Annotated in this window: 3 protein-coding genes; all 3 read left to right on the top strand. The window is 66.2% G+C overall.

The genetic code is table 11. From position 1 onward, the window contains the following. Positions 1–209: 209 nt before the first annotated feature. Positions 210–413 carry a hypothetical protein gene (locus B5G37_RS14635; protein WP_087258982.1) on the top strand — a complete coding sequence of 68 codons (204 nt, stop codon included), beginning with the start codon at positions 210–212 and terminating at the stop codon, positions 411–413. Beyond that, on the top strand, positions 414–710 hold the full coding sequence (locus B5G37_RS14630) for a hypothetical protein (RefSeq protein ID WP_087258980.1): 297 nt from the start codon (positions 414–416) through the stop codon (positions 708–710). A gap of 16 nt (positions 711–726) precedes the next feature. Further along, positions 727–980: hypothetical protein (locus tag B5G37_RS14625; RefSeq protein WP_143483007.1), on the top strand; the 254-nt coding region annotated here is incomplete at its 3' end.

Genomic DNA, 980 nt, shown 5'->3' with positions numbered 1-980 from the left:
TCCAACGGGGACGCCAGCCTCCTGAGCGGCGCACTGGGCATGGGGTCCATCGGCCTCATCCTCATCGTGGCGGGCCTCATCACGAACATCGTGTTCATGTGCCTGCCGTCCAACCCGGACGGCGCACGCTTCGACTGAAACGGTACAATAGAAACCACGCGGGCGGCAATGGATCGCCGCCCGCCCCATGGAAAGGACAAGTGATCGAAATGGCGGAACAGAGCAACCAGCAGAACGGGTTCGCCCATGTGAAGATACCGGCGGCGTTCCTGCACCCCCACACCATCACCACGAATGACGGGCGCACCTTCGACAAGGCGTTCGTCCACATCCCGCCGGGCACCAAGGTCAACGGCGTTGACCTGTCCGGCTACTCCTGCGACGTGTTCGTGTCGGACTACATGCGCCAGTAGATGCTCTCCGGCGACCGGGCGCAGGTCACGCTCTCCTTCAAGGCGGACGAGCCGGTGCCAGTGTGGACCGGCAGCCGGGACGACGCCGAGCACCCGTACAAGCGTTTCGAGGTGAACCCGTGGGCGCTGGCGAAAGGCATTAAGGAGCAGGTGGAGAGCTACAAGGCGGAGAAGGCCGCCGTGGGTGAGGAGCGTGAGGACGGCCTGACCGCCACGGCCAAGGCCAGCCGCGACGCCTCGCAGGCGCTGGCGGGCGACCCGTGGAGCGAATGGCAGGCCCCCGAACCCGCATTGTGATCCGTAGGAGGACGGTATGAAGGTGGAAGTGCTCTACCGGAGCCACCGGTACGAGGAGTTCGACACGTCCCTGACCTGCCCGGAACCCCACCGGAAGGAGGGCGTGAGCATCCTCACCGACTGGAACCTGTACCTCGGCGACCTGAAGGGACAGGGCGTGATCCTCGTCCAGCACTGGTACGACGGCACCCCGCCCCAGCAGGGCGAGAACCGGGGCAGCTTCCGGTTCGACGACGGGACCATGGTGACCGCCGCCGTCCGCCGCCCCGG

Source organism: Pseudoflavonifractor sp. An85, from assembly GCF_002161235.1.
Taxonomy (GTDB): domain Bacteria; phylum Bacillota; class Clostridia; order Oscillospirales; family Oscillospiraceae; genus Enterenecus.
The sequence above is the reverse complement of the archived record's forward strand: the minus strand, read 5'-3'. Positions and strand labels throughout refer to the sequence as shown.